This window comes from Cupriavidus sp. FW216-B1 (assembly GCF_058789195.1).
This window is the reverse complement of record NZ_JBYTEL010000008.1, coordinates 183,121-208,202: the sequence shown is the minus strand read 5'-3', so window position 1 is coordinate 208,202 and position 25,082 is coordinate 183,121. Positions and strand designations below refer to the sequence as shown.

Below are 25,082 nucleotides of genomic sequence, written 5' to 3'. Positions count from 1 at the left end.
ATTCATCCAGACACCATTCCACCCGCCCCATGACACGCAAGCCGACACTCAAGCGACTGCTGATCTCCGCCCTCGCCACGCTCTCCCTGGCCACTGCCGCCCACCTCGCGCGCGCCGCGCCGCTGCGCATCGGCGTGACGCCGGGCGCGCTCGCCGATTCGGTCGAAGTGGCCGCCGCCGAGGCGCGCAAGCAGGGCCTCGACGTCAAGGTGGTCGAGCTGACCGACTGGACCACGCCCAACGTGGCGCTGGCCTCCGGCGACCTCGACCTCAACTACTTCCAGCACCAGGCCTTCCTCGACAACGCCATCAAGGAGCGCGGCTACGCCTTCAAGAGCGTGGCGGTGGGCGTGCTGCCCAACATCGGCCTGTACTCCAGCCGCATCAAGCGCTTCGACGAGCTCAAGGACGGCGCGCGCGTGGGCGTGGCCAGCGACCCGGTCAACCAGGGCCGCGGCCTGCTGCTGCTGCAGAAGGCCGGCCTGCTCAAGCTGCGCGACGGCGTGGGCGCGCGCGGCGGGCTCGACGACATCGTGGCCAACCCCAAGAAGCTCAAGTTCGTGGAGATCGAAGGCCCGCAGCTGGTGCGCGCGCTCGACGACGTGGACCTCGCGCAGGGCTACCCGGCCCACTTCGTCAACGCCGGCAAGCCGCAGGTGGCCGGCTCCGGCCTGCTCTATTCGGGTGTGGACGACGTCTATTTCGCGATCCGCTTCGTCAGCCGCCAGGACAATGCCGGCGACCCGCGCATCGCCCGCTTCGTCAAGCTCTACCAGGAGTCGCCGGCGGTGCTGCAGAAGCTGCGCGAGTCCTACGCCAACAACGACAAGCTCTACAGCCTGCCGTGGCGCAAGCAGTGACGTCATGGGCACGCTGACCTTCCTGCGCCGGCGCGAGGCCGCGCCTGGCCCGCTCGAACCTCCGCCGTCCGCCCGCGCCAGCGGCCAGCACGATGGCCCGCACGACAGCCCCGGCGCGGCCGCCGGCTCGGTCTCGTTCCGGCAGGTCGGCAAGGTCTACCGCACGCCGGCCGGCGACGTGCACGCGCTGCGCGAGATCGACATCGACATCCCCGCCGGCGGCGTGTTCGGCATCATCGGCCGCAGCGGCGCCGGCAAGTCCAGCCTGCTGCGCACCATCAACCGGCTGGAGACGCCCAGCAGCGGCCGCGTGCTGGTGGACGGCACCGACCTCGCCACGCTCGACGCCGCCGCGCTGGTGGCCCTGCGCCGCCGCATCGGCATGATCTTCCAGCACTTCAACCTGCTGTCGGCCAAGACCGTGTGGGACAACGTGGCGCTGCCGCTCAAGGTGGCCGGCGTGCCGCGCGCCCAGATCGGGCCGCGCGTGGAGGAACTGCTCGGCCTGGTCGGGCTGGAAGGCAAGCAGCGCGCCTATCCGGGCCAGCTCTCCGGCGGCCAGAAGCAGCGCGTGGGCATCGCCCGCGCGCTGGTGCACCGGCCCGAGATCCTGCTGTGCGACGAGGCCACCTCGGCGCTGGACCCGGAGACCACGCAGTCCATCCTGGCGCTGCTGCGCGACATCAACCGGCGCCTGGGCCTGACCGTCGTGCTGATCACGCACGAGATGCGCGTGATCCGCGACATCTGCGACCGCGTGCTGGTGCTCGAAGGCGGCCGCATCGCCGAGCACGGCCTGGTGTGGGAGGTGTTCGGCAATCCGCGCCACGCCGCCACGCGGGCGCTGCTGCAGCCGCTGCAGGCCGGCCTGCCCGACGACCTCGCGCGCCGGCTGCTGGCCGCGCCGCCCGCGCACGGCGCCTGCGAGCAGCTGGTCGAGCTGCATTACAGCGGCGCCGGCGCCGCGCCCGAGCTGGCCGGCATCGCCGCCGCGCTGGGCGGGCAGGCGCGCCTGCTGCACGCCGGCGTCGACCGCATCCAGGGCCACAGCCAGGGCCGCATGCTGCTGGCCGCGCCCGCCGGCGGCCTGTCCGCCGAAGCGCTGGCCGGCGCCACCCGATCCCAACACGCCAAGGTAATCGGCTATGTCCCCGCTGACCATTGAACGCATCTGGCAAGGCCTGTTCGACACGCTCACGATGGTCGGCGCCTCGGCGCTGGTGGCGGTGGCGCTGGGCACGCCGCTGGCGCTGGTGCTGGTGCTGAGCGCGCCCGGCGGCGTGCTGGCCGCGCCGCGGCTGCACCGCGTGCTGGGCAGCGTGGTCAACGGCTTTCGCGCCACGCCCTTCATCGTGCTGCTGGTGGCGCTGCTGCCGTTCACGCGGCTGGTGGTGGGCGCCACCATCGGCGTGTGGGCGGCGGTGGTGCCGCTGTCGATCAGCGCCACGCCGTTCTTCGCGCGCATCGCCGAGATCAGCCTGCGCGAGGTGGACCGCGGCCTGGTGGAAGCCGCGCAGGCAATGGGCTGCCAGCGCCGCCACATCGTCTGGCACGTGCTGCTGCCCGAGGCGCTGCCCGGCATCGTGGGCGGCTTCACCATTACCGTGGTGTCGCTGGTCGGCGCCTCGGCGATGGCCGGCGCGGTAGGCGCGGGCGGGCTTGGCGACATCGCCATCCGCTACGGCTACCAGCGCTTCGACACCACCGTGATGGTGGTGGTGATCGTGCTGCTGATCGGCCTGGTCAGCATCATCCAGTGGCTGGGCGACCGTTGCGTGCGCCTGCTGCGGGCGCCCTGAGCGCCTCCGCCTGACCGGCGGGCCGGCTCGCCGCCGGCCCCGCCATCCCTCGGCCGGGCGCTTTTGCGAATCCTCTCATGCATGCCCGGGGAGAGCCGGCCTACGCTCTCCGGCAGGACCGCGAACGGTCCGCTAGGCATGGACCGCCTCCGTGAACCCTCCGCATCTGGCGGCCACGCCGCCGGCGTCTCCGACGCCTGCCCTGGGCGGGCATCGCATCGGGGCGCCATTCCGGCATTGCGGATGCGGGCACGGCAGCGTCGTCGCCACACATAACGCCACACGAATAACACTTGACGTTAAACTCAACGCATTATAGGATCATCACCATGATTCGAAGCTTCGCCAGCAAGGCCACCGCAGCGGTGTACGCCGGCAAGTTCGTCAGCAGCCTCCCGCGCGAGATCCAGCGGGCCGCGTTCCGCAAGCTCGAGATGCTCGACGCGGCGGCCGTGCTCGAGGACCTGCGGGCGCCGCCGGCCAACCGGCTGGAGGCGCTCAGGGCTGACCGCCAGGGCCAGTGGCGCATCCGGATCAACGACCAGTGGCGGATCTGTTTCCGCTTTGGCAACGGCGACGTCTACGAGGCAGAGATCACCGACTATCACTGACCACGCCGGCCATGCCGTCCATATCGACTACACCGACCATCGAGGCCACCATGACGATCAAGCGCGAGAACCTGAAGAAGGTCGATTTCTCGGACATCGCCACCGGCGAGAACATCGAGCCGGTCCACCCCGGCGAGATCCTGCGCGAGGATTTCCTCGTGCCCAACAACATGACGGCGCATGCCCTGGCGATGGCCCTGCACGTACCGGCGCCGCGCATCAACGACATCGTGCGCTGCCGTCGCGCCATCTCGCCCGAGACGGCGCTGCGCCTGGCGCGGTACTTCGGCACCACGCCGGAATTCTGGGCCAGCCTGCAGGCGGCCTATGACCTGCGCGTGGCGCTGGCGGCCTCCGGCGAGGCGATCGCCCGCGAGGTCGTGCCGCTGGCGGCCTGACCGCGCGGGCCGCCGGCCCGCCAGGGAACCGCGCCCGTCCCCCGCTCAGGCCGCCTTGGCCCCCACCGACCAGTAATAGGTCGGCGCGGCGCCGTTGATGGCGTTGTCCCCGACCGCCCTTGCCTTGTAGATGGCCGGGTTGTGCGAGGCCAGCGTGCGCGCGTTGCGCCAATGGCGGTCCAGCCGGCGGCTTTCGTCGAGGGCCGAGGCGCCGCCGATGTCGAACAGGCGCGTGGCGGCCGCCAGCACGAGGTCCGGTATCACCGCCTGGGCCTTGGCGGCGCGCAGCTCCACCTCGTCGAGCAGGGCCGCGGACACCGGCTCGCCGCGCAGGCGCGCGCGCTCCACCTCGCCGAGGCCCTGCGCCACCGCCGCCACCGTGCTGGCCGCGACGAAAGCGGTGCCGCCGAGCTGGCCCACCACCTGCTGCACCAGCGGGTCCTCGGCCGGCGTGGCGCCGCTGCCGTGGCTGTAGACGCGCCGGCGGGCGCGCACGAAGGCGGCGGCGTCGCGCTCCACCGCGCGCGCGATGCCCGCCAGCGTGGCGAGGTGCACGAGCTGGAAGAAAGCGGTCATCGGCGTGGGCACATTGCGCGGGAAGCTGATCACCTGGTCGTCGCCGACCGCCACGGCGTCGAAGCGCGTGGTGCCCGAGCCGGTCAGGCGCTGGCCGAAGCCGCGCCAGTCGTCGACGCGCTCGATGCCGGCGGCATCGGCCGGCACCAGCACGTTGACCGTATCGACAACGTCGGGCTGGCTGGCGTCGCCGACACGGTTGGCCGCCACCGCGATCCAGTCCGCGTAGAGCGTGCCGGTGCTGTAGAACTTCTCGCCGTCGAGCCGCCAGCCCTGGCCGTTGGACGCATCGCGCGCGAGCGTGGTGCGGTGGCGGCCCAGCGCGCCGTCGCCGGTCTCGGTGGTGGCGTTGCCGAAGATCGCGCCCTGCGCCACCAGCCGCAGCCAGCGCTCGCGCTGCGCGGGCGCCACCTCGGCAAAGAGGCGTTCGACGAAACCGAAATGCGCGCGCAGGATCTGCGGCAGGTTGGAATCCGCTTCGCCCAGCTCGATCAGCAGTTCGGCCAGTTGCTCGGGCGAGGCGCCGAGCCCGCCCAGCGCCACCGGCACCCGCAGCGCGCCGAAGCCGGCCGCGCGCAGCCGCTGCACGGCATCGAAGGCCAGTTCGCGCGTGTGCTCGCGCTCGGCCGCGCGTTCGGCGATCTCGGCAAACAGCGGGCGAAAGCGGGCGGCCAGTTCGGCCGAGGCCGGGTAGACAAGTTGTTCAGGCATGGTGGTATTGCGCCAGTGAATGGTTGCGGAATGCCGGCGAGGCTCAGATGGCGATCGCGAAGACCTTCGCCGCGCCGGGCTGCGCGGTGTCGGCGGCGGCGGTGTCAGCCATGCCAGCCATGCCGGCGATATTGGCGGTAGCGGCCGGGCCATCGCCTCCCGGCCCCTCGGCCTCGCCCGGCTTGCGCCGGTTGACGCGCAGCTCGCCGATCTGGATCAGCCGGGCGCGCGTGATGTTGCGGCTCAGCCCGAGCAGCGCCGCGGTGTGGACCTGGTTGTAGCGGCAGTAGCGGAAGGCGGCGCGCAGCAGCGCGCGCTCCACGGTCTCGTGCACGCCCTCCGGCGCTTCGTCGAACAGGCGCAGCAGCGCGCGCTCGAGCAGGGCGGCGGCGGGCTCGTCGGCGAGTTCGCCGGCAGGCTCGCCGGCGGCGGGCATGGCGCCGGCCTCGGCGGGCACCGCCAGCGCGGCGGCGGCATCGGGCCGCGCCGCGTGGGTATCCGCGCCCGGCTCGCGCACGTGCAGGTCGTCCGCGTCGATGCGGTCGTCCTGGCAGGTCAGCAAGGCGTGGTGCAGCACGTTCTCCAGTTCGCGGATATTGCCGGGCCAGGCGTAGCGCTGCAGCTTGTGCTGCGCCTCCGGGCTCAGCGCGACCTCGCCGTAGCCGAGCCGCTCGCCGTACTTGCGCAGGAAATGCCGCGCCAGCGGCAGGATGTCGCCGGGGCGCTCGTGCAGCGGGCGGATCTCCAGCGTCACCACGTTGAGGCGGTAGAACAGGTCCTTGCGGAAGCTGCCGTCGCGGATGGCCGCGTCGAGCGGCCGGTTGGTGGCCGCCAGCACGCGCACGTCGATCGGCACCGGCTTGCGCGAGCCCAGCCGCACCACCTCGCGCTCCTGCAGCACGCGCAGCAGCTTGACCTGCAGCGACATCGGCAGGTCGCCGATCTCGTCGAGGAACAGCGTGCCGCCGTCGGCCTCCTCGAACCAGCCCGGCTTGGCACCGAGCGCGCCGGTGAAGGCGCCCTTCTCGTGGCCAAACAGCTCGGCATCGACCAGCGATTCGGAGAACGCCCCGCAGTTGACCGCGACGAAGCGCCGGTGGCGGCGCGCGCTCAGGTTGTGGACGTGGCGCGCCATCATCTCCTTGCCGGTGCCGGTCTCGCCCACGATCAGGATGCCGGCCTCGCTGGGCGCGACCTTTTCCACGTGGCTGAGCAGCGCCAGCGATTTCGGGTCGGCGAAGACGTGCGAGAGATGCTGCGCCGGACGCGGCGCCGGTGGCCAGGACACTAGCTGCATGGGCTCATGAGTAGAAGGATGGGCTGGGCGCGGCGCCATTCAGGGCCCAGTCGCCAAGCTCGTGGAGCTTGTAGTCGAGCGGGTCGTGCAGCGACTGCGTGCGCAGGTTGCGCCAGTGGCGGTCGAGCCGCAGCGCGCCGTGCGTGGCGCGCGCGCCGGTGACTTCGAAGATGCGGCTGGCAAGGTCGAGCCCGGTGCGGGTCGAGGCCACCTTGGCCGCGGCGATGTCGACCGCGAGCGCGCCGCGCGCGTCGGCATCGAGCCGCTCGCCGGTTTGCCAGGCCCGGTCGAAGTGCGCGGCGGCGCGCTCCACCAGCAGCCGCACGCCTTCCAGGCCGACCCAGAACTCGCCGTAGCGCGCCAGCACGTAAGGATCCTCGGTGACGTGCGCGGCCTCCGAGCGGAACCACGGGCGCGCCTCGGTCAGCGTGTAGCCGCGCGCCTCCTCGAAGGCGCCTTCGGCGATGCCGAGGAAGGTGTGGCAGAACACCAGTTGCGCCAGCAGCGGCCGCAGGCACGCGAACGGCGTGCTCAGCGGGCCGGGGTCGAGCAGCAGTTCCTGCGGCTCCACGCGCACGCGCTCGAACGACACGCTGCCGCTGTCGGTCTGGCGCTGGCCGATGCTGTCCCAGTCGTGGTGCGGCGTGATGCCGCTGCGGCTGGTCGGCAGCGCCGCGATCAGCAGGCGGCCGCTGCCCTCTTCCAGCGCCGAGGCCACCAGCATCTCGGAATCGATGGCGCCGGAGCAGAAACTCTTCTTGCCGGAAAACTCGTGGCAGCCCTCGCCGCGGCTGGCCACGGTGCGCGTGTCGAGCGGGTTCAGCGCGTTGCCCCAGAACCAGCCGCGCAGCGCGGTCTGCTCCCACCACGGGCGCCACTGGCCGGCGTTGCCGAACAGCCGCAGCGTGGCCAGCGTCAGGTGGTGGAAGCCGTAGACGTGGGCCAGCGAGGCATCGGCGCGGGCCAGCGTGCGCACCACGGCCAGCATGTCGGCCCAGTTGCCGCCCAGCCCGCCGAGTTCCGCGGGAATGGTCAGGGCCAGCAGGCCGCTGGCGCGCAGCGCGTCGCGCTCGGCCTTGGGCGTGCCGCCGCGCGCGTCGCGCTCGGCCGCGGTCTGGGCGAAGTCGCGCGCCAGCGCCTGCGCCGTGCGGCGCGGGTCCAGCGGCACCACGCGGGGGCGCACGCTCATGCCGTGGCCTTGCCGCCGGGCAGCACGTCGTTGGCGATCATCTCGCCGAACGGCCCGGTCAGGTTGGTGGCGCCGCCGCGCGCCAGGCTCGCATACGGCTCGGGCAGCAGCGGGAACACCAGCTCGGCGAAGCGGTAGGCTTCCTCCAGGTGCGGGTAGCCCGAGAAGATGAAGCTCTCGATGCCGAGGTCGGCATACTCCTTGATGCGCGCCGCGACTTCCTGCGGATTGCCGACCAGCGCGGTGCCGGCGCCGCCGCGCACCAGGCCCACGCCGGCCCACAGGTTGGGATAGATCTCGAGCTGGTCGCGGCGCCCGCCGTGCAGTTGCGCCATGCGGCGCTGGCCGACCGAGTCGAAGCGCGCGAACGACTTCTGCGCGGCGGCGATGGTTTCGTCCGAGATCCGCGCGATCAGTTCGTCCGCGGCGCGCCACGCTTCCTCGCTGGTATGGCGCACGATCACGTGCAGCCGCACGCCGAAGCGCACCGTGCGCCCGAGCCGCGCGGCGCGCTCGCGCACGTCGGCGATCTTCTGCGCCACCGCGGCCGGCGGCTCGCCCCAGCTCAGGTAGACGTCGACCTGCTCGGCCGCCAGTTCGTGCGCTGCTTCCGACGAGCCGCCGAAGTACAGCGGCGGATACGGGCGCTGCACCGGCGGATAGAGCGCCTTGGCGTTCTCCACCTTGATGTGCTCGCCCTCGAAGTGCACCGCCTCGCCTTCGAGCACGCGGCGCCACACGCGCAGGAACTCGGCCGAGGCCGCGTAGCGCTGGCTGTGGTCCAGGTAGAGGCCGTCGCCGCGGTTCTCGTCGGGGTCGCCGCCGGTCACCACGTTGATCAGCAGGCGGCCGTTGGTGATGCGGTCCAGCGTGGCCGCCATGCGCGCCGACACCGTGGGCGAGATGATGCCCGGGCGGATCGCCACCAGGTAGCGCAGCCGCTCGGTCCACGGCGCCACCGCCGAGGCGATCACCCACGAGTCCTCGCAGGAGCGGCCGGTGGGAATCAGCACACCGTAGTAGCCGAGGTCGTCCGCGGCCTGCGCGATCTGCTTCAGGTAGCGCAGCGAGACCGGCCGCGCGCCCTCGGTGGTGCCGAGGTAGTGTCCGTCGCCATGCGTGGGAAGGAACCAGAATACGTTCATCGCCGGTGCGTTCCTCAGGCGACGCGCTGCAGCGCCGTGCGCCGGTGCTCGGCGAACAGCGGCGCCGCGCGGTCGGCGGCCAGGCGGATGCGCTCGGCCAGCGCCGGGCTGCTCACCTGGTAGTGCTCGAACTCGCCCGGGCTGCCGTACACGCCGATCGGCAGCGTCAGCGCCTGCATGAAGCCGAACAGCGGGCGCAACTGGTGCTCGAGCACCAGCGCATGGCGGTCGCTGCCGCCGGTGGCGGCCAGCAGCACCGGCTTGTCGACCAGCGCTTCCTGCCCGATCAGGTCGAACAGATGCTTGAAATGGCCCGGATAGGAGCCGCGGTAGACCGGAGCGGCCACCAGCAGCAGGTCCGCCGCCTCGATCGCCGCCAGCTCGGCCTCGATCTCGGCCGGCAGCTCCGCGCGCGTCAGCGCGCCGCCCAGCGGGCGGGCGATGTCGCCGAGGTTGACGATGCGGCTCTCGATCACGAGCCGCGTGTCGAGCTCGGCCAGCAGGGCCTGGACCAGCGCCAGGGTACGCGAGGGTTGCTGCGCGCTGCCGTTGACGGCAACTACGTTCAGCGGTTTAGCCATTGGGAAAATCTCCTGTGGAATGCATCCGGATGGGCGCGGCGGCAACGCCGCCGGGCTCGCCTGCGCGAGCGCCTGTGGGTGGACAAGGCAAGAAGCAAGCCCGGCGCGCGCGGCCGCGATCGGCGCCGTTCGCGACCCTGTTCGCGACCATTTCCGGCCTTTCTCGCGGCCATCCGTGGTTTCGCGCGGCAGCGTCGCCGCCATCGCGCGGCGGCTGCGGGCACAGCTTGTTGAATCGCTGTTGCGCCGGCAACAGCGGGCGCGCGCGCCTGCGGCGAGGGAAAACGGCGAGCGCGGCGCACAGCCGCGCCGGGGGCGGGAAGAACATGATTCGGGATGGGGGCCGGCCGTGGGACATCGTGGCGCAAGCCGCCACGGACCGGCCGGCTTGCCAGGCTCACACGATAGCCGAGCGGCACGCCGCGCCGAAGCGCGCATTTCGTCTATGCATAGAGGCACGGTCCGCATATGGGTATGCGAACGCGGATGCGGCGCGCGTGGCGGCGCCCAGGCGGGCGCGGATCAGCCCTGCGCGGCCGGGCCGAAATGCACGGCGAGCCAGACCGAAGGCTGCGCCGCGTCGGTCCACGCCACGCGATGGCGGCAATGCGCGGGCAGGTGCAGCCAGTCGCCGGGCAGCAGGCGGCGCGCCTGCGCCTCGCCCTCGATGTGCAGGCCGGCGCTGCCGCTGAGCAGCAGCACCCATTCGTCCTGCGCGCTGTCGTACCAGAAGCCGGGCGGACTGGCCTGCCCGTTCGAGACGATGCGCTCGATCTTGAGGCCGGGGCGCGCCAGCAAGGCGTCGAAGCGCTCGGCGGCGCGGTCCGCCGGCACGTCGGCCAGAAGATTGCCGTGCGGCACGCCGCCGGCCGGCTCGTTGGTGGTGTCCATCATCGTCTCCGCACTGGCCGGCGGCGCCGGCCCCCGCCATTTTGCCGGTTTGCGCCGGCGCCGTGCGTGACGGTGGCGACGACGGCGACGGCGCGGCGCTCAGCGGCCCGGCAGATGCGGCAGCCCTTCGTTTTCCGCCAGCATGAGCTGGTGGGCCTGGCGGGCCGACTTGTTGAGCTGGGCCTGCGCCGCGACGCGCAGGCCTTCGAGCCGGGTCAGTTCCCGCCGCACCTGCTGCTGGCGCGCGTTCAGCGCCTGCTCCTGCAGCGCCACGCGCTGCAGGTCGCTGCGCAGCCGCTCCGCCCGTTGCTCGGACTGCTCGAACAGGCGCGCGAGATGCGCGTTGCGGGCCTTGACCAGCGCGCAGCGCGCCTCGCCCTCGGCCCAGCGCCGCGCGCGCTCCTCGAAATGGGTGAACACCGATTCGCTGGTCTCGTGGTCGGGACAGGCCATCACGCGCCACGGCGAGCCGTCCTGGTAGAGCACGGTGTAGAACACCATCTCGGCGGCGTGGAAAAACAGCACCACCGAATAGCCGAAACTGCGGAACACGCGGAATTCCGTCAGCGCGTCCTGCTCGGCAAGCCGCTCGAAGCCGGCGATGTCCGCCACCTTGACGGCGCGCGCGCCCGGCTGGGCGGCTGACGCCACCGGCATCAGGCGCGGGAACTGGCGCGGGCCTTCGCGCGCGTCGGCCTGGCCCGGAGCGGGCTGCGCCGGTCCGATGATGGCGTCGATGGCGTCGGCCGCGTCCAGGGTGTCGATGTTCTCGACGGCCCCGGCGGCGGCGCCCGCGAGCGCTTCGCCGAGGATCTGCCTCAGCGTGGACGGCTCGTCGGCGTCCACGTCCATGTACGGTTCGGCGATCTGCTTCACTGGAGCTCCTTGCGCGCGATGGAGGATGGGCCAGGCGGGCGTCAGTCCCACTGCCGCTGCAGCGCGCAGCGCTGCTGGCTTGCCGCGACCGCCTTCTGTTCGCACTCGGCGACCACCCGCAGCGTGGCCTCCTGCAGCAGCGAGCCCTGCGTCAGCACGCTGGCGAACGCCTTGAGCTCGTCGAGCGAAAGGGAAACGGGGAGGACTGGTTCTTCGCCCATGCTGGCCTGCCGAAGTTCGATCGTTCCAGCATAGGGGAGGCGGCGCGGCATCCAGCCGGACATTAGCGGGGGAAAGACGGCGTTATTCGGCCATTGCGCGCGGGATGTGCGGCTTGTGGCATGCGTGGGCGGCGAGGTGCCGATTGCCGCTGTGCGGCTTTCTCCCCTCGTCCGCCCTTAGTCCCCCGACCCGGGCGCCAGCACGTCGCGCGCGCCGTTGCGGCCCATCGGCGAGACCAGGCCCGCCACTTCCATCTGCTCGATCAGGCGCGCGGCGCGGTTGTAGCCGATGCGCAACTGGCGCTGCACGGCCGAGATCGAGGCGCGCCGCGTGTTGAGCACGAAGGCGGCAGCTTCGTCGTAGAGCGGGTCGGCCTCGGCGTCGCCGCCTTCGCCGAACAGGTCGGCCGCGGCCGCTTCGCCGGGGTCGCCGGCGAGGATGGCTTCGTCGTAGTCGGGCTCGCCGAACTGCTTCCAGTGCTCGACCACGCGGTGCACTTCCTCGTCGGCGACGAAGGCGCCGTGCACGCGCTGCGGATAGCCGGTGCCGGGCGGCAGGAACAGCATGTCGCCCTGCCCCAGCAGGCTCTCGGCGCCCATCTGGTCGAGGATGGTGCGCGAGTCGATCTTGCTGCTGACCTGGAACGCCACGCGCGTGGGGATGTTGGCCTTGATCAGGCCGGTGATGACGTCCACCGAGGGCCGCTGCGTGGCCAGGATCAGGTGGATGCCGGCAGCGCGCGCCTTCTGCGCCAGGCGGGCGATCAGTTCTTCGATCTTCTTGCCGGCCACCATCATCAGGTCGGCCAGCTCGTCGATCACCACCACGATCAGCGGCAGCGTGCGCAGCGGCTCGGGCGCGTCCGGGGTGAGCGAGAACGGGTTGGGCACGTGCTCGCCGGCGGCCTCGGCGGTGCGGATCTTCTGGTTGAAGCCAGCCAGGTTGCGCACGCCCAGCGCGGACATCAGGCGATAGCGCTTTTCCATCTCGCCCACGCACCAGTTGAGCGCGTGCGCGGCCTGCTTCATGTCCGTGACGACCGGCGCGAGCAGGTGCGGGATGCCTTCGTAGACCGACAGCTCCAGCATCTTGGGGTCGATCATGATCAGGCGCACGTCGTCGGGCGTGGCCTTGTAGAGCACCGACAGGATCATGGCGTTGACCGCCACCGACTTGCCCGAGCCGGTGGTGCCGGCCACCAGCAGGTGCGGCGCGCGCGCGAGGTCGGTCACGACCGGGTTGCCGGTGATGTCCTTGCCCATCGCCAGCACCAGGTTCGAGCTGTGCGCGAGGAAGGACGAGGCGGCCACGATCTCCGACAGGCGGATCATCTGGCGCCGCGCGTTGGGCAGTTCCAGCCCCATGCAGGTCTTGCCGGGAATGGTCTCGACCACGCGGATCGAGGTCACGCCGAGCGCGCGCGCGAGGTCCTTCATCAGGCCGACCACCTGCGCGCCGCGCACGCCCATCGCGGGGTCCACCTCGAAGCGCGTGATGACCGGGCCGGCCGAGGCGCCGACCACCGACACCGGCACCTTGAACTCGGCCAGGCGCTGCGCGATCAGGTTGCCGGTTTCCTGCAGGCGCTCCTCGCTGACCTGCTCGATGTCGGCGGTGGCGGCCTCCAGCAATTCAAGCCGCGGCAGGCGGTAGTCGGCGATGCGCGCGGGCGCCGGCGTGACGGCGATGGCCTGCGAGGGCGGTAGCGCGGGCGCGGCGGCGGCGCCAAGCGGCACGGTCTTGCCGACCACGGCGGGCAGCACGATACGCGGCTTGGGCGCGGGCGCGGCGGGGGCGGCGTGGGCGATTTCCGGCTCGGCGCCGGACCGGGAGTCGGCGGCGGCGCTGCCGGGCTGCGGCTCGGGCAAGGATGCCGCTGCCGGCTCGGGTGCGCGTTCGGTTTCGGGGGGCGGTTCCGGTGCTGCTGCGGCTTCCGTTTCCGGTTGGACGTTGGCTTCCGGGCTGGCTTCGGCTTCGGTTGCTGTCCCGCTTGCTGTCCCGCTTGCTGCCTCGGTTGCCGTTTCGCTTTCCGTGCCGGCGTCCGCATCGGCCTGCCCGGCCGGCTGGATCTCCGCCACGGCGGCATCGGCAGCCGGCAGGGCTTCACCGGCCCCGGCGGCCTCGCCGGAAGACTCGACCAGCAGGTTGGCATCGAGCACGTTGTCGGCGCCCTCCTCCGTGCCTGCCTCGGGGCGGACCGCCATTTCCGGTTCCGGTGTTTCCTCGTCGTCGGCAAGCAGGCTGGCGTGGAGCGATTCGGCGAGGCCGTCCGCGGGCGCGGCGGCGTCGGGGATCACCACGTCGCCGACCGCATCCGGGGCCTCGGCCACGTCGGCGGCTTCGCTTGGCGCAACCGCCGGCGCATCCGGCGCGGCGGCCGTGCGCGGCACCGGCGTGCCGGCGGCCAGGGCCTTCAGTTCGGCCATCAGCGTCTCGGCTTCCAGGCGGATCTGCGCCAGCGTGGCGCGCCGGGCTTCGTCGTCGGCATCGTCGGCATTGGCGGCATTGGCGGCATCGACTGCGGCATCGGCGGCCGGGATGGCCACGTCGCCCGCGGACAGCACGGCGACCGGCTGCGGCGTTTCGGGCAGCGCGGGCGCGGCTTCAACCACCGGCGCGTCGCTTTCGGCCACCGCCACCTCGCTTTCAGGCGCGGCGGCGGCTTCCTTCTCTGGCTGCGCCGGGGAAGTCTCCGCGAGCATCGCGGCCGTCGCTTCCCGCGCGACGGCCGCGGGCTCGACAGTCTCCTGCGGCGCGGGCGGCGGCGCTTCCTTTGCAGCGGCCGGAGCGACCGGGACAGGCCGCTGCGCCAGCGCAGCGGCCTCGGGCAGCGTGGTGATGGCCGAGCGCGGCGTCAGGTTCGGCTGGCGGAACGGGCTGCTGACCACGGTCGCGCGCGGCGCGCCGGCGGCGGGCAGGCCCACGGCGGCGGGCGCCTGCGCGACCGCGGCGGCGCGGCCGGCGGCGCGCGTGGCATCCTCCGGCCGCACGGCCGGGCGTTCCGGCGCCGGCCTGGCGGGCACGCGCGCGGCGGGCGCGGGCGCGGCAACGGCTGGCGCCGCGGGTTCGGGCGTGACCGGGCCCGGCGGCGCGGCCTGCTGGAGCCAGATCTCGCCCGGCTGCGGCGGGGAGTTGCGCGTGCGCGCGGGCGGCTGCCAGACCGGCTGGCGCCGCGCCGACACCGCTTCGATGCCCTTGTGGCGCGGCACGTAATCCACCGCGCCCGGCATGGACGCATGCGCGGCGCCGAGGCGGGCCGCCTCGCGGCTGTCCGGCTCGCGCACGGCGCGCGCGGGCGCGCGTGGCGGCGCGAAATCTTCCTCGTCCGGTTCGGGCGCCTGCGGCTTGCGCGAGAACAAGCTGCGCCAGGTCTCGCCGAACACCATCGGCGCGGCCAGCGCGAGCACCCCGAGCATGACCAGCAGGCTGGCGCTCCAGCCAAGCATGCCGGTCAGCAGCCCGCCGAGCGCGCGCCCGGCGCTGCCGCCCGACGTGCTCGCCGCCATGCCGCCCTCGCCCGCGGCGCCCGTGAGGGCTTCCAGCGAAGCGCTCGCGCACAGCACGATCAGCGTGCCCACCCAGACGCGCAGCGAGCCGCGCCCGCTGAAGAACCGGCGCTCGCCGGCGAGCAGGCGCGCCACCGTGCGCCACAGCAGCGGCAGCAGCCACAAGGTCGAATAACCGAACCAGCCAAAACCCATTATCGAAACGCCATCGTCAAATACCTCGGGCAGCGATTGTAGCGGGTCTGCGCGCCGCGGCGCCGTGCAAGATGCGCGGCCGTGGCGGAATCCCCGCAGTCGCGTGCCGGCGCGGCGGGGCCGCGGCGCGCATGCGGACCTGCCCGCCGCGCGGCATGTGCGCTACTATGGGCGATGCCCGCCACGGCCCGACCGGCCGCGGCCTGACCCACACGCAGCCGAACCCCGGGCGCCCGCCGCCGCCGAGCCAACCATGCAGACACGCTACGCCGGACTGTCGGCACTGGTGGTCGATGACCACCCCTTCCAGCTGCTGGCGGCCGAGCAGTTGCTGAGCCAGCTCGGCGTCGCCGACATACGCTGCGCGTCCGACGGGCGTGTCGCGCTCGACCTGCTGGCCGCGCGCAAGTTCGACCTGGTGCTGTGCGACATCGAGATGCCGGGGATCAACGGCCCGGCCATGATGGACGAGCTAACCCGGCGCGCCGGCCAGGCCTTCGTCGGCGCGCAGCCGCTGTGGGTATGGGTGTCGGCGCTGGAGGACGACATCATCGATTCCCACGTGAGCCTGGCGGACTCGGTCGGCCTGGCCCACGTGCGCGCGGTCCACAAGCCGATCTCCGCCGTGGTGCTGGAGGAAATCCTGCAGGACGCGCTGGCGCGCGACCTGACCGCCGCGCCACCGATGGCCGCGCTCGACCAGCCCGACGATGCCGACCTGCTGGACGCGCTGCAGACGCCCGGCGCCATCTTCATCATGCTGCAGCCGCAGTTCCATATTGTCAGCGGCAAGCTGGCCGGCGCCGAGGCACTCTGCCGCTGGCGCCATCCGTCGCTGGGGCTGGTGCGGCCCGACCTGTTCGTGCCGCGGCTGGAAATGCTGGGCAAGGCCGATGCGGTGTTCCAGTTGGCGGGGCAGCAATGCCTGTCGGTGCAGCGGCAGTTGCTGGCGCGCGGCGTGCGCATCGCCCTGAGCATCAACGCCTCGGCGCAGACGCTGTGCCGGCCGGGCGTGCTGGACGCCTTCGATGCGATGGTGGAAGCCAGCGGCATGCCGCGCCAGTTGCTGATCATCGAGCTGACCGAAGGCTATCCGGTGCCGGACCCGCGGGCGCTGTCGATCGCGCTGAACCGGCTGCGGCTGCTCGGCTACGGCGTGGCGATCGACGATTTCGGCATCGGCATCGCCACCCTCAAGCTGCTGGCCGACCTGCCCTTCACGCAGGTCAAGCTGGACCGCTCGTTCGTGGTGGCGCTGCCCGGCAACAGCCAGCGCGCGGCGATCTGCCGCAACATCATCAACCTGGCGCGCGACCTCAAGCTGGAATGCGTGGCCGAGGGCATCGAGACGCCCGCGCAGCGCGACGCGCTGCAGGCGCTGGGCTGCGACCTGGGCCAGGGCTATCTGTGGTCGCCGGCGCTGCCGCCCGACATGTTCGTGGCCGAGACCCTGGGCCGCTGGACCACCTGAGCCGCCGCGCGCGGCGGCGTCAGTTCCAGCGCCCGGCGATGCCGCCCACGCTCAGCCGCCCGGCGCCGAGCAGCAGCACCGCCAGCGCGCTGGCCAGGTACATCGCCTGCAGCTCCAGCGCCCAGCCGCCGGTATCGTTGACCAGCCCGAACTGGCTGGTATGCACCAGCGCGATCGCCACCACCATGTTGACGGCCACGACCAGCGCCGCCAGGCGCGCCCACAGGCCCAGGATCAGCAGGACCGGGGCCACCACCTCGCCGACATAGACCAGGTAGGCCACGGCCGGCGGCAGGCCGGCCTGCGTCACCACCTGGGTGACGAAGCCGGGGCCGTGGATCAGCTTGGACACGCCGTGGAAAAGGATCAGCGCGCCAAGCACGATGCGCAGCACCGCCTTGCCGAGGTCCTGGGATGTCTGGGTTCCGCTCATGGTCGTCACTCCTTGTCCGCTCTTGTTCGCGCCCTTGCACGGTATCGGAAACGCCGGCTGCCGCCGGCGGGGCCAGCCAGCCCATGCGCCTTTCGCGCCACGCCGGGCGCCTATGTACCTTAGTGCGCGGCACCGTGAAGGTAAAGCCACAAGTTGCGGGCGCGCCGCGGCGCGGGAAAGGCCGCCCGGATCGGGCCGCGGGCGAGGCCGCCCGCCAGGCCGGGAGCACGCGGATCAGGCCGCGCCGACGGGACGCCGGTGCATGCCCGGCTGCTGCAGCTGCATGCCGGCCTTGCGCGCGGTCTCGGGCAGGATCTCGGCGAGGAAATCCAGGAAGCGCCGCAGCGCCGGCGGCATGCCCTTGCGCGACGGAAACACCGCGTGCAGCGTGCCGACCGGCGTGATCCACTGCGGCAGCAGCAGCTCCAGCTCGCCGCTCTCGATGGCATCGCGGCAGAACATGCGCGGCAGCATGGCCACGCCGATGCCGGCGATGGCCGCCTCGCGCAGCAGCGCGAATTCGTCGGTGATCAGGCGCGGATCGTAGGCGATGTGCATGGCCTGGCCGCTGTCGCAGGTCAGCGTCCAGACGTGCTTGCCGTCGTGCGGCTTCTGGTTGACGCCGGGCATGCCTTCCAGCGCCTGCGGCGTGCGCGGCCGGCCGATGCTGTCGAGCAGCGCCGGGCTCGCCACCAGCATGAGCGGGCTTTCGCCGAAGTTGCGCACCACCAGCGAGGAATCGTCCATCACCTCGCGCACCCGCAGCGCGAGGTCGAAGCCTTCGCCGATCACGTCCACGCGGCGGTTGGTGGCCTCGATCTCCACCCGCACGCCGGGGTTGGCCTGCATGAAGCGGCCGATCTCCGGCGCCAGCAGGCTCTGCGCGATCGCCACCGGGCAGCTCACGCGCAGCGTGCCGCCGGGCTGGTCGCGCGCCTGCTCGATGACCTCGCGCGCGCCTTCCGCCTCCGCCAGCATGGCGCGGCAGCGTTCGTAATAGGCCTCGCCGATCGGCGTCACGCGCACCTGGCGCGTGGTCCGGCGCAGCAGTTGCACGCCCAGCTCGCGCTCCAACTGGGCGATGCGCCGGCTCAGGCGCGACTTGGGCACGCCGCTGGCGCGGCTGGCGGCGGAAAAACTGCCGTGCTGGACTACCTGGGCAAACAGCGAAAGATCGTTCAGGTCTTGCATCGTCGTGACGGCCTCTTGCAGTGGCTGGGGGCGGCGGACCGGGGTTTCCGGGATGTCCGCGGGCCGGTCGTGCGTTCCGGCACTGGAACAATAATTTCTATTTTGCACCACTACCGGCATCAATGGCGGACCGCTATCGTTCCCTTCACCTAATCCCGAAACACCGATCCACCTGTGGAGCTGAACATGAACATCCTGCAAATCGACTCGAGCGTCCTGGGCGGCCATTCCGCTTCCCGCAGCCTGACCGCGCAGGTCGTGGCCGACCTGCTCGCCAAGAACCCCACCGCGAAGCTGACCGTGCGCGACCTCGACCAGGACGCGCCCGCCCACCTGTCCGGCGCGCTGCTGCCTGTGCTGGGCGGCCCCAAGGATGGTCTCGACGCCGTGCAGGAAGCCGAACTGCAGCGCACCGAAGCCTTCCTCAAGGAATTCCTGGAAGCCGACGTGCTGGTGGTCGGCGTGCCGCAATACAACTTCGGCATCCCCAGCCAGCTCAAGTCGTGGATCGACCGCATCGCCCAGGCCGGCCGCACCTTCCGCTACACCGAGAAGGGCGCCGAAGGCCTGGCCGGCGGCAAGCGCGTGATCGTGGTGTCGTCGCGCGGCGGCGTGCGTGCGGACGCTTCCGCGCTGGACCTGCATGAGCAGACCGTCGACGTGGTGTTCCGCTTCCTCGGCATCACCGACATCACCTACGTGCGCGCCCACGGCCTGGCCTTCGGCCCGGACGCCCGCGAAGCCGCCCTGGTGGCCGCGCGCGGCCAGGTGGCGGCGCTCAACGACGGCGCCCCGCTGGCCGCCTGACCCGGCCCCGGCGGCGTGGCGCCGCCAGGGGATGCGCAAGACAGGACGCCCGCTCGCGATGCCGCCGGCGGGCGTCCTGCGTTACGGACACCGGCGCCGGGCCGGCCCGCGCTGCGCGCCTGTCTCCCGGCCCGGCCCGCCTTGCTGCAGGACGCTCGCCGGCTGTACCTGCCGCGCATTTCAGGTCTATGATGGTTCCGGACGCGCCCGCTTTGGGCGCGGATCCCCCAGGGGCAAGCCCGCACAGCCAGGCAGCACGGGCCCGGGCAGCGGCCTGCCCGCCCTCCACCAGCCACGGCCGGCCGCATGCGCGGGCCGCCCCGCGGCAGACGCCACGTCCGATCCGGGAGCCCGCATGTCTTCTGCCCTGCTGCCTGCCAGCGCGCTGCATCCCCCGCACGAACCCGCCCTGCTCGCCCAGTACCGCCACGTGCGCGCGGCGACCGAGGCGATGGTGGCCGACCTCACCGACGCCGACGCCACCGTGCAGTCGATGGAAGACGCCAGCCCGGCCAAATGGCACCTGGCGCATACCACGTGGTTCTTCGAGGAATTCGTGCTGGCGGCGCGCCTGCCGGACTACGAGCCGGTCGACGAGCGCTACCGCTACCTGTTCAACTCCTATTACGAAGCGGTCGGCGCGCGCCACCCGCGCCCGCGCCGCGGGCTGCTCACGCGGCCGTCGCTGGACGAGGTGCTGGCCTACCGCGAGGCCGTCGACGAAACCATGCTCGGCCTGCTGATGCACGCGCAGACTGATGCCGAGGCCGCGCTGATCGAGCTTGGCCTGAACCATGAGCAGCAGCACCAGGAACTGCTGCTGACCGACATCCTGCACCTGTTCGCGCAGAACCCGCTCAAGCCCGCCTTCGCGCCCGAGCTGCTGGCGCCGGTGATCGCCGACCCGCGCCCGGCCGCCGAGTGGCTGCGCTTTGCCGGCGGCGTGGTCGCCATCGGCCACGACGGCGACGGCTTTGCCTTCGACTGCGAAGGACCGCGCCACAACGTGCTGCTGCAACCGTACCAGTTGTGCTCGCACCCGGTCAGCAACCGCCAGTGGTTCGAATTCATCGAGGACGGCGCCTACCGCACCGCCGGGCTGTGGCTGTCGGACGGCTGGCGCTGGGTCAACGAGCAGGGCATCGAAGCGCCGCTGTACTGGGAAGAGCGCGAAGGCACGTGGTGGCAGATGAGCCTGCGCGGCATGCAGCCGGTGGACCCGGACAGCCCGGTCACGCATATCAGCTTCTACGAGGCCGACGCCTTCGCGCGCTGGGCCGAGCGCCGCCTGCCGACCGAGGCCGAATGGGAACACGCCGCGCGCAACCTGCCGGCCACCGGCAACTTCGCCGAAGGCCGCGTGCTGCGCCCGCTGCCGGACCGCCAGAACACGGCCGGCGCGCTGCGGCAGATGTTCGGCGACGTGTGGGAATGGACCGCCAGCCCGTTCCAGCCCTATCCGGGCTTCCGGCCGGGCGCCGGCGCGGTGGGCGAATACAACGGCAAGTTCATGTGCAGCCAGATGGTGCTGCGCGGCGGCTCGTGCGTGACGCCGGAATCGCACATCCGGGCGAGCTACCGCAACTTCTTCTATCCGCACCAGCGCTGGCAGTTCACGGGGGTGAGGCTGGCCGACGATGCGTAGGCGCGGCGGCCGGGTGCCCGGCCGGAGCCGGCGCCGCTGCGCGCTCGCCTAGATCAACTGCCGGACCGTATCCAACGGCAGGACAAGCCGCCGCGGCCGGTTGGCGAGCGGCACGAAGCCGTATTTCTCGTAGAAGTTCGCCGCCGGCTCGTCCACGGCGTCCACCACGACACACTGCACGCCGATGATGCCGCCCGTGGCGACCGCCGCTTCCAGCGCGTGCATCAGCAGACAGCCGCCGAGGCCCTGGCCTTTGCTGCTCTTGTCGACGGCAAGCCGTGCCAGAAGCACCGCGGAGACCTCCCTGGGAAGCTTCCTGCCTTGCATCCCGTCGGTCTGCACCAGGGTCGCCGCCAGCGCGTAGTACCCGACGACCCTGCCCGGATCGTCGGCGGGAACCGCGACATAGGTCCGCGACAGGTTCTTTTCCTGGTGCTGCCTGGCCGTTTTTTGTAGCCAGTCGTTCAGCGAACCAGTCCCGCAATCAAAGGTGCTGCGGTCATCCTTCAAGTTCAAAGGTCGAATCTGAATTCTCAATTTTCGCCTTCCTGAAACGCGCCATCGCGCGCGTCAGCGCCTCGTTCGGCTTTGCCGGTTCATCGAGCAGCGCAAAAAAGCGCCTGGATTCGTCCACCGTCAGCTTGATTGCCCGGATGGCATCCTCCTGCTCGATCACCTGCTCCGCCGCGCGCAGCGCCGATTGCACGACGAACTGACTGAGGGTACTGCCCGACAGATCCGCAGCTAGCTGCAGCAATGCTTGCTTGTCTGCACTCAAGCGGGCGGTGATCCGCCCGCGACCTGGAACCTCCAGGGCGCTCTCGTGCTTGTTAGCCATTTGCTACCTTCCTTTCCCCGGACTTTTCCGGGCGCCGTCACGGCGCACGGAGGCGTCCATTCCCGTTGGGGGCCACCGGCCCCATCCAAGCGCCAACCTGACGCTTCTTTATTGCCAAGGAGCTTGCAGCATAGCCAACATGGCGCCAAAGTGCAACCAGTGGTGCCAGAATGACACCACTGGATTTGGTAGCGCGGTATCCTTGCCCCAAAACGACAAAGCGCCACGGCATATGCCGTGGCGCTTTGTCGTTTTGCCGGCCTGGCTCGTCAGGATCGCGGCCTTCTGCAATCTCAGTTCGCGCCCTTCCGCGGCGCCGGCGCCTCCATCGGCGTCTGCGGATACAGCTTCTGCCAGCGCGATTTCAGCCCGCTGGCGATCTCCGGCTGGTTGTAGCGCTCGGCGAAATCGATCACGGTCATGCCCTGCTGGTTGCGCAGCCGCATGTCCGCGCCCTCGTCCAGCAGCAGCTTGACCGTCTCGATGTGGCCGCCGCGCGCAGCCATCATCAGCGGGGTGCTGCCGTTGGGGCTTTCGGCGTCGATGTAGGCGGCGTGGTCGACCAGGTACTTGACGATCTCGTTGTTGCCGTTGGTCGCCGCGTAGTGCAGCGGCGTCCAGCCGGTCTTGTTGATCTCGACGTCCATCTGGTCGACCATCAGCTTGACCATGTCGAACTCGTTCTGCAGGCTGGCCATCATCAGCGGCGTCTCGCCGGCGGCGTTGGTCTTGTCGAAATCGATGTTCTTCGCGCGGATCAGCACCGCCGCCACCTTCAGCGACTTCTCGCGCAGCGCCACCACCAGCATCGGGTTGCCCTTGGCGTCGAGCCCGTTGGGGTCGACCCCGCGCGCGAGCAGCTTCTGCGTGGCGCTGGCATCGTCGAATTCCACCGCCTTGCGCAGGTCGTCGGCGGGCGTGCCCCAGGCGGCGCAGCCGGCCAACAGGGCCGCGCTCGCGGCCAGGCATCGCAGTGACTTCATGTTAAGCATGAGAATTCCTGTCTATATGCTTGAAAAGGCGGAAGAAATTATCGGTCGTTTGCTCCGCCAGCTGTGCTACGGGAATACCGCGCAGGTTGGCGATGAACTCGCCCACGTGGCGCACCCAGGCCGGCTGGTTGGTCTTGCCGCGGTACGGCACCGGCGCCAGGTAGGGCGAATCGGTCTCGATCAGCATGCGGTCCAGCGGCACCTTGCGCGCGGTTTCCTGCAGCTCCACGGCGTTCTTGAAGGTGACGATGCCGGAGAACGAGATATGGAAACCCTGGTCGAGCGACTGGCGGGCGATCTCCCAGCTCTCGGTGAAGCAGTGCATCACGCCGCCCACGGCGCCGGCGTCTTCCTCGCGCATCAGGCGCAGCGTGTCGTCGGCCGACGAGCGGGTATGGATGACCAGCGGCTTGCCGGTCTGCCGCGCGGCGCGGATATGGGTGCGGAAGCGCTCGCGCTGCCATTCCATGTCGGCGATGCTGCGGCCGTTGAGGCGGTAGTAGTCGAGCCCGGTCTCGCCGGTGCCGACCACGCGCGGGTGCGCGGAGAGCGCGAGCAGGCGCTCGAGCGTGGGGTCCTCGCCCTCCTCGTAGTCGGGATGCACGCCGACCGTGGCGTAGAGGTGCGGATGCTGCTCGGCCAGCGCCAGCACGCGCGGGAAGTCTTCCAGCGTGACCGAGATGCACAGCGCGTGCGTGACCTGGTTGGCCCGCATGTTCTCCAGCAGCTCGGGCAGGCGCGCGACCAGGTCGGGGAAATCTAGATGGCAGTGGGAATCGACAAACATGGGGGACGGTATCCGGATAGCGGCGGCGTCATCGGGCCTGGGTTCGGCCCGGGGCGATGCCGCCTGCCATTGTATCCGGTCGCACCCCGCTGCCCGCCGCCGGATGTTCCGTTTCAGCCGGCCAGCGCGATGGCGGCGCTGGCGTGGCCGAGCGTGACCGGCGCGTCGCCGAGCAGCAGGTCGCCGCAGGCCGAGTCGGCCAAGTCGGCCAAGCCGGCCATATCGGTGGCCGCCGGTGGATCGGCCGGCAACAGGCGGTGCCGCAGCAGCGCATGGGCCAGCAGCAGCCGGCGCGCGTCGGCGCCGGGCTGGCTGGCTTCCCAGCCCATCAGGATGGCGGTGCTGGCATGGTAGAGCGCGCTGGCGGCCCGGCGGGTATCGGCTTCGCGCGCGCCGTCGGCCGCCGCCGTTCCGGCCAGCGCGGCGGCGCGCTGCCAGGCCTGCCACAGGGCCTGGCGCAGCGGCGCGGGCATGTCGGCCTGCTCCAGACGGGTGGCCAGCAGCGCTTGCAGCGCATGGTGCGCGCGCGCCTTGCCGACGGCCTGCCGGATGGCGTCCAGCGCGTCGATATTGCCGGTGCCCTCCGGCCACGCGCCGACGGCATCCTCGACATGGCCGCCACCGCGCACCGCCATCGCGCCGGCGGCCACGGCGACGTGGTCGCGGCCGGCGCGCACCCGGATCAGCGGCATCAGCAGACGCAACGCCTGGCGCGCGCCGCCATCGCCCCCGCCGGCGCGCCGCATGGCGTCGGCGGTGGCCATCACCATCGACAAGGCGGCCTCCGTGGGCACCATCAGCTTGAGCAACTGGCGGCGCAGCAGCGGATCGCCGATGACCTCGCCCCCGAACGCGCCGCGGTGCCGCGCGGCCTGCAAGGCCTCGTTCAGGCCGCGGCGCATCATGCCCGCGGCGCGTACCGCGTGCGACATGCGCGACAGGCCGGCCAGTTGCTCCATCACCGGCCCGAGGCCCTGGTCGAGCGCGCCGACCGGATAGGCCAGCGCGCCTTCGAGCCGGACCTCGCCGCCGGCCACCGAGCCCCCGAGGCGGACGATGCGGCAGGCGTTGCGGCTGCCATCCTCCAGCCGGCGCGGCAGCGCGAACAGCCCCGACCCGCGCGTGCCGGCGGGCACGCCTTCGGGCCGCGCCAGCAGCAGGGCCACGTCGGCATCGGCAGGCGGGCAGAATCCCTTCTCGCCGTACAGGCGCCACTGCCCGCCCGCCTCGCGGGCCACGGCCTCGATGGCGCCGGCGTCCGGACCGCCCGCCATCTCGATCGTCCCTTTCCACAGCACGGCCGGGTCGGTCGCCAGCATGCGCGGCAGCAGCCACTGCTGCAAGGCCGGGCTGCCGAATCCGCGGATCAGGTGGATCGCGGCGTCGGTCGCGCCGACCGCGCACATCCGGGCGGCCCCGGACTGCGCGAACAGATACTGGAAGGCGTACCTGGCCGCCGGCGAGAACGGCGCGCCCCAGCCCAGCACGCCGGCGCGGTGGCTCATGGCGTGGAGCTGGAAATCGCCGCGGGCGATGTGCTCCATCTCCTGCCAGGCCGGGTGGTATTCGATCCAGTCGTGGTCCTCGCCCAGGCGCGTGCGCGCGTGCAGCACCGGGCCGTGCCCGGCGGCCACGGCCGCCAGCGCGCTCAGCCGCCCGCCAGCCAGTTGGCCCAGGCGCCGGAAATGCGGCAGCAGGTGGCGATGCTCGGCGGCCGGCAGGTAGATCGCCAGCAAGTCCTGCACGCTGCGGTCGAGCGCGAAGAAATCGAGGCCGGCGCAGTCGGGCGCCAGATGGCGGGCGCCGGTTCCGGCATCGGCCGGGCGAGGGCTGGTGGATTCGGCGTCGCTGGCCTGGAACGGCATCGGGGTCTCCGGCGGGGAACGATAGGGGATTGGCGGCCAGGCGCGCGCCGGATCGTGGCCGATCATGGCCGATCGTGGCGAATCGTGGCGGAGGGGCGTGCAAGGCACGGCGATGCGGGGGCGGGGGCGGCTGGGCCGGAAGCCATTCTGGGCGGCGGGCGTTGCGCCGTCCAATCGCGTTTTTGGCACGATCGAG

Annotated in this window: 24 protein-coding genes; 8 read left to right on the top strand and 16 right to left on the bottom strand. The window is 71.7% G+C overall.

Going from position 1 to position 25,082, the window contains the following annotated elements:
* Positions 1-29 precede the first annotated feature (29 nt).
* The 5 genes from AC3WXD_RS19005 (at position 30) to AC3WXD_RS18985 (ending at position 3,668) form a co-directional block, all read left to right on the top strand.
* Positions 30-860, top strand: a complete 831-nt coding sequence (locus AC3WXD_RS19005; RefSeq protein ID WP_492324424.1) for a MetQ/NlpA family ABC transporter substrate-binding protein — start codon at positions 30-32, stop codon at positions 858-860.
* A gap of 4 nt (positions 861-864) precedes the next feature.
* The gene (locus AC3WXD_RS19000; protein ID WP_492324423.1) at positions 865-2,025 is read left to right on the top strand and encodes a methionine ABC transporter ATP-binding protein; all 1,161 of its coding nucleotides are present in this window, start codon (positions 865-867) and stop codon (positions 2,023-2,025) included.
* Positions 2,006-2,659: a methionine ABC transporter permease gene (locus AC3WXD_RS18995; protein ID WP_020205526.1), complete on the top strand. Its 654-nt coding sequence runs from the start codon at positions 2,006-2,008 to the stop codon at positions 2,657-2,659. Before AC3WXD_RS19000 ends, AC3WXD_RS18995 begins: the two co-directional genes overlap by 20 nt.
* A 329-nt stretch (positions 2,660-2,988) precedes the next feature.
* A complete protein-coding gene (locus AC3WXD_RS18990; RefSeq protein ID WP_492324422.1) occupies positions 2,989-3,270 on the top strand; it encodes a type II toxin-antitoxin system RelE/ParE family toxin in 282 nt (93 codons plus the stop codon).
* 11 nt (positions 3,271-3,281) lie between these two features.
* On the top strand, positions 3,282-3,668 hold the full coding sequence (locus AC3WXD_RS18985) for a HigA family addiction module antitoxin (RefSeq protein ID WP_231401693.1): 387 nt from the start codon (positions 3,282-3,284) through the stop codon (positions 3,666-3,668).
* Positions 3,669-3,713: 45 nt separating this feature from the next.
* On the opposite strand, the gene AC3WXD_RS18980 is transcribed toward AC3WXD_RS18985, so the two are convergent.
* The 9 genes from AC3WXD_RS18980 to AC3WXD_RS18940 all read right to left on the bottom strand — a co-directional run bounded on the left by AC3WXD_RS18980 (position 3,714) and on the right by AC3WXD_RS18940 (position 14,857).
* Complete coding sequence (locus tag AC3WXD_RS18980) at positions 3,714-4,955, bottom strand: acyl-CoA dehydrogenase family protein (protein WP_492324421.1); 1,242 nt, start codon at positions 4,953-4,955, stop codon at positions 3,714-3,716.
* A 43-nt stretch (positions 4,956-4,998) separates the two neighbouring features.
* A complete protein-coding gene (locus AC3WXD_RS18975; protein ID WP_492324420.1) occupies positions 4,999-6,252 on the bottom strand; it encodes a sigma-54 interaction domain-containing protein in 1,254 nt (417 codons plus the stop codon).
* Between the two features lie 4 nt (positions 6,253-6,256).
* Positions 6,257-7,441, bottom strand: coding sequence for an acyl-CoA dehydrogenase family protein (locus AC3WXD_RS18970; protein WP_020205521.1), 1,185 nt, complete (start codon positions 7,439-7,441; stop codon positions 6,257-6,259).
* A complete protein-coding gene (gene ssuD, locus AC3WXD_RS18965; protein WP_020205520.1) occupies positions 7,438-8,586 on the bottom strand; it encodes an FMNH2-dependent alkanesulfonate monooxygenase in 1,149 nt (382 codons plus the stop codon). The genes AC3WXD_RS18970 and ssuD overlap by 4 nt, the downstream gene beginning before the upstream one ends.
* Positions 8,587-8,600: 14 nt before the next feature.
* Positions 8,601-9,167, bottom strand: a complete 567-nt coding sequence (gene msuE, locus AC3WXD_RS18960; protein WP_020205519.1) for an FMN reductase — start codon at positions 9,165-9,167, stop codon at positions 8,601-8,603.
* A gap of 522 nt (positions 9,168-9,689) precedes the next feature.
* Positions 9,690-10,058, bottom strand: coding sequence for a cupin domain-containing protein (locus AC3WXD_RS18955; protein WP_020205518.1), 369 nt, complete (start codon positions 10,056-10,058; stop codon positions 9,690-9,692).
* A 99-nt stretch (positions 10,059-10,157) separates the two neighbouring features.
* Positions 10,158-10,934: a DUF2968 domain-containing protein gene (locus tag AC3WXD_RS18950; RefSeq protein WP_492324419.1), complete on the bottom strand. Its 777-nt coding sequence runs from the start codon at positions 10,932-10,934 to the stop codon at positions 10,158-10,160.
* 41 nt (positions 10,935-10,975) lie between these two features.
* Positions 10,976-11,155 (bottom strand): hypothetical protein, encoded by a 180-nt coding sequence (locus AC3WXD_RS18945; protein ID WP_059412737.1) that lies wholly within the window; start codon positions 11,153-11,155, stop codon positions 10,976-10,978.
* A 177-nt stretch (positions 11,156-11,332) separates the two neighbouring features.
* Positions 11,333-14,857 (bottom strand): FtsK/SpoIIIE family DNA translocase, encoded by a 3,525-nt coding sequence (locus AC3WXD_RS18940; RefSeq protein ID WP_492324418.1) that lies wholly within the window; start codon positions 14,855-14,857, stop codon positions 11,333-11,335.
* Positions 14,858-15,110: 253 nt separating this feature from the next.
* Here AC3WXD_RS18940 and AC3WXD_RS18935 point away from each other — a divergent pair, with 253 nt between their 5' ends.
* Positions 15,111-16,328 carry an EAL domain-containing response regulator gene (locus tag AC3WXD_RS18935; protein ID WP_020201563.1) on the top strand — a complete coding sequence of 406 codons (1,218 nt, stop codon included), beginning with the start codon at positions 15,111-15,113 and terminating at the stop codon, positions 16,326-16,328.
* Between the two features lie 19 nt (positions 16,329-16,347).
* Here AC3WXD_RS18935 and AC3WXD_RS18930 read toward each other — a convergent pair whose 3' ends face one another.
* Both AC3WXD_RS18930 and AC3WXD_RS18925 read right to left on the bottom strand, forming a co-directional pair.
* Complete coding sequence (locus AC3WXD_RS18930; RefSeq protein ID WP_020201564.1) at positions 16,348-16,761, bottom strand: DoxX family protein; 414 nt, start codon at positions 16,759-16,761, stop codon at positions 16,348-16,350.
* A 234-nt stretch (positions 16,762-16,995) separates the two neighbouring features.
* A complete protein-coding gene (locus AC3WXD_RS18925; protein WP_059412740.1) occupies positions 16,996-17,952 on the bottom strand; it encodes a LysR family transcriptional regulator in 957 nt (318 codons plus the stop codon).
* Positions 17,953-18,138: 186 nt separating this feature from the next.
* On the opposite strand from AC3WXD_RS18925, the gene AC3WXD_RS18920 reads away from it, so the two are divergent.
* Positions 18,139-18,759, top strand: a complete 621-nt coding sequence (locus tag AC3WXD_RS18920) for an FMN-dependent NADH-azoreductase (RefSeq protein WP_454731623.1) — start codon at positions 18,139-18,141, stop codon at positions 18,757-18,759.
* A 355-nt stretch (positions 18,760-19,114) separates the two neighbouring features.
* Positions 19,115-20,404, top strand: a complete 1,290-nt coding sequence (egtB, locus tag AC3WXD_RS18915) for an ergothioneine biosynthesis protein EgtB (RefSeq protein ID WP_020201567.1) — start codon at positions 19,115-19,117, stop codon at positions 20,402-20,404.
* Positions 20,405-20,452: 48 nt separating this feature from the next.
* On the opposite strand, the gene AC3WXD_RS18910 is transcribed toward egtB, so the two are convergent.
* The 5 genes from AC3WXD_RS18910 to AC3WXD_RS18890 all read right to left on the bottom strand — a co-directional run bounded on the left by AC3WXD_RS18910 (position 20,453) and on the right by AC3WXD_RS18890 (position 24,886).
* A complete protein-coding gene (locus AC3WXD_RS18910) occupies positions 20,453-20,920 on the bottom strand; it encodes a GNAT family N-acetyltransferase (RefSeq protein WP_492324417.1) in 468 nt (155 codons plus the stop codon).
* Complete coding sequence (locus AC3WXD_RS18905) at positions 20,904-21,242, bottom strand: type II toxin-antitoxin system TacA family antitoxin (RefSeq protein WP_059412742.1); 339 nt, start codon at positions 21,240-21,242, stop codon at positions 20,904-20,906. Before AC3WXD_RS18905 ends, AC3WXD_RS18910 begins: the two co-directional genes overlap by 17 nt.
* A gap of 293 nt (positions 21,243-21,535) precedes the next feature.
* A complete protein-coding gene (locus AC3WXD_RS18900; RefSeq protein ID WP_063826814.1) occupies positions 21,536-22,234 on the bottom strand; it encodes an ankyrin repeat domain-containing protein in 699 nt (232 codons plus the stop codon).
* The gene (locus AC3WXD_RS18895) at positions 22,227-23,021 is read right to left on the bottom strand and encodes a TatD family hydrolase (RefSeq protein ID WP_492324416.1); all 795 of its coding nucleotides are present in this window, start codon (positions 23,019-23,021) and stop codon (positions 22,227-22,229) included. Before AC3WXD_RS18895 ends, AC3WXD_RS18900 begins: the two co-directional genes overlap by 8 nt.
* Before the next feature lie 113 nt (positions 23,022-23,134).
* Positions 23,135-24,886, bottom strand: a complete 1,752-nt coding sequence (locus AC3WXD_RS18890; RefSeq protein WP_492324415.1) for an acyl-CoA dehydrogenase family protein — start codon at positions 24,884-24,886, stop codon at positions 23,135-23,137.
* Positions 24,887-25,082 lie beyond the last annotated feature (196 nt).